This window comes from Mesorhizobium sp. M7A.F.Ca.AU.001.01.1.1 (assembly GCF_004022735.1).
In the GTDB taxonomy this organism is placed as follows: Bacteria; Pseudomonadota; Alphaproteobacteria; order Rhizobiales; family Rhizobiaceae; genus Mesorhizobium; species Mesorhizobium ciceri.
This window is the reverse complement of sequence record NZ_RZPF01000780.1, coordinates 1-2841: the sequence shown is the minus strand read 5'-3', so window position 1 is coordinate 2841 and position 2841 is coordinate 1. Positions and strand designations below refer to the sequence as shown.

General features: G+C 62.4%; 3 protein-coding genes. All 3 read right to left on the bottom strand.

Going from position 1 to position 2841, the window contains the following annotated elements:
* On the bottom strand, positions 1 to 952 hold a 952-nt coding region (locus EN884_RS31670), incomplete at its 3' end, for an alpha-hydroxy acid oxidase (protein WP_164895282.1).
* 176 nt (positions 953 to 1128) lie between these two features.
* A complete protein-coding gene (locus tag EN884_RS31665; protein WP_013529987.1) occupies positions 1129 to 1824 on the bottom strand; it encodes a phosphatase PAP2 family protein in 696 nt (231 codons plus the stop codon).
* 127 nt (positions 1825 to 1951) lie between these two features.
* Complete coding sequence (locus EN884_RS31660; RefSeq protein WP_013529986.1) at positions 1952 to 2824, bottom strand: cytochrome c1; 873 nt, start codon at positions 2822 to 2824, stop codon at positions 1952 to 1954.
* Positions 2825 to 2841: the final 17 nt, after the last annotated feature.

Below are 2841 nucleotides of genomic sequence, written 5' to 3'. Positions count from 1 at the left end.
CGTGTGTGCCGCGCTGCACGCCGCCATCCATGATGACGTCGATCCTGTCGCCAACGGCATCGACGATCTCGGCAAGCTGGTCGAACGCCGCCCGTGAGCCATCCAGCTGCCGCCCGCCATGGTTCGACAGCACGATGCCGCTGCAGCCGATGTCGACAGCGCGTTTGGCATCCTCCACCGACATGACGCCCTTGAGGCAGAACGGACCCGACCAGAGCTTGACCATCTCGGCGACGTCGTCCCATGTCATCGACGGATCGAGCATCTCGGTAAAGTAACGGCTGATCGACATCGTGCCGCCGCCCATGTCGACATGCTCGTCGAGCTGCGGCAGCTTGAAGTCCTCATGGATGAAATAGTTGATCGCCCAGGCCGGCTTGAGCGCGAACTGCGCCATTCCGGTAAGGTTGAGCTTGAAGGGAATGGCAAAGCCGGTTCGTTTGTCGCGCTCGCGGTTTCCCCCGGTGATGCTGTCGACGGTCAGCATCATCACCTCGACCCCGACCGCCTTTGCCCGCTGCATCATCGCCCGGTTAAGACCGCGATCCCGGTGGAAATAGAACTGGTAGACCTGCGGGCCGCTGCTGATGCTGCGCGCCTCCTCGAGGCTGACGGTGCCCAGCGACGACACGCCGAACATCGTGCCGTATTTGGCGGCGGCCTTGGCGACCGCGCGCTCGCCCTGGTGATGGAACAGGCGCTGCAAGGCGGTCGGCGAGCAATAGAACGGCATCGCCAGCTTCTGGCCCATGACCGTCACCGACATGTCGACCTCGCTCACCCCGCGCAGCACGTTGGGAACCAGATCGCAGGTCTCGAAGCTTTCGGTGTTGCGGCGATAGGTGACCTCGTCGTCGGCCGCGCCGTCGATGTAGTTAAAGATCGGCCCCGGCAGCCGCTGCTGCGCCATGCGGCGGTAATCGGAAAAGTTGTGACAGTCGCTGAGCCGCATCATCGAATTCCAAAGGCCATGGCGGGACAAGTTTCTCGCCACCGTTCGATGCATCGAATATCAACCTGTTGTCGGCGTGCCAACGGACTATTTTTCGAGCTGCCCTCCGGACATGGCCATGAGCAAAAAAAGGGACGCCGAAGCGCCCCTTTCTGGTCTAATCCGATTGACAAAGATTACATGCCGAGATCCGAACGAAGCTCGGCCCTGGCCACTTCATACTCGGCCTTGAAGTCGTCCCGGTTGAGCAGGACCGCGGCGATGACGCTGCCGGAAATCCTGCCCATCTCGACGTCGGACGCATAGTGGATGCCGCCGACCTCGCGGTTGTGGGCGTATTCGGCCGCACGCGCCATGATCTCGGCGCGCTTTTCCGGAACCATATCGGACAGGATGATGCCCATCATGGTGCCGACGGTGGCGTGGCCGGACGGCCAGGAACCCGAACTCGACAGCTTGACCGCCGGCTTGACGAGGTCGCTGAGCTGGTGCGGACGCGGGCGCTTCCAGATATCCTTGGCCGGATCGACGACGGCGCCTTCGGTGGCCACGACGCGGTCGAAGAAGGCGCTGAATTTGGGCAGCGTTTCCTTGTTGAATTTCGGCCCCATGACGTTGGCGAAGCGCCAGACATTCTCGTCGGCATCGGCGACGGCGCTGGCTACCATCTCGGGCGTGCGTGTCACCTGCAGCATCAGCACCTCGCCGAGTTCGGCCTTGGTCTGCGCCGAATCGTTTGCCGGCGGCGGCGGCAGGATCATCGTCAGGTCGACATCCTTGTTGGTGACGAAAGGCTGGGCGTCTTCCGCTTGCGCGGCCGAGCCGACGATGAGCAGCAACAGGCCTGCCGCGAGCGATGCGTATCTTTTCATGGGTGCGATCCTTTGATGAGAGCAGCACAGGATCGCCGGATGCGGTGACGGCCATGTGACATGGCCGGCTTCTGGAAATGCAAAAGGGCGCCTCTCGGCGCCCTTCGTGATCACTTGATCGTGTGGCTTAATGCGCCACGCCTTCCCACACCTTGCGCTTGGTGAGATAGACCAGCGCGCCGAACAAAAGCAGGAACACCAGAACGCGAAAACCGGTCTTCTTGCGGTCTTCCATATGCGGCTCGGCCGCCCATGCCAGGAAGGCGGAGACGTCGCGGGAATACTGGTCGATGGTCTGCGGCGCACCGTCATCATAGGTCACCTGACCATCGGAGAGCGGCTTGGGCATCTTCAGCGACACGCCGGACATGAAGTACGGATTGTAGTGGGTGCCTTCCGGGATGACCATGCCGGCCGGCGGTGTCTGGTCGTAGCCGGTCAGCAGCGAGTGGATATAGTCGGGGCCGCCCGCGTCGTACTGGGTAAAGATATCGAAGACGAACTGCGGAAAACCGCGTTCGACACCGCGAGCCTTGGCCAGCAGGGACATGTCTGGCGGAGCAGCACCGCCATTGGAGGCAGCGGCGGCTTCCTCATTGGCGAAGGGCGGCGGGAAGTGGTCGGACGGCTTGCCCGGACGGTCGAACATGTCGCCGGCATCGTTGGGACCGTCGTGGATGGTGTACTCGGCCGACAGCGTCTTGATCTGCGCATCGGAATAGCCGAGGTCCGACAGCGTGCGGAACGCCACCAGGTTCATCGAATGGCAGGCCGAGCAGACTTCCTTGTAGACCTTGAGGCCGCGCTGCAGCTGCGCCTTGTCATAGGTGCCGAATGGGCCAGTGAAACTCCAGTCCATTTCCTTCGGCTCGTCGATCGGGAAATGCGTCGGATTGGCCACATTGTGTGCCTCTTCGGCGGCGATCGCCCGAGTGCCCGCGGCCCCAGCGGCGACGGCCACAAGGCCGATCAGCGCCAGCGAGGTGAGAATCTTTTTCATGCCAAATCCCCTTAGAT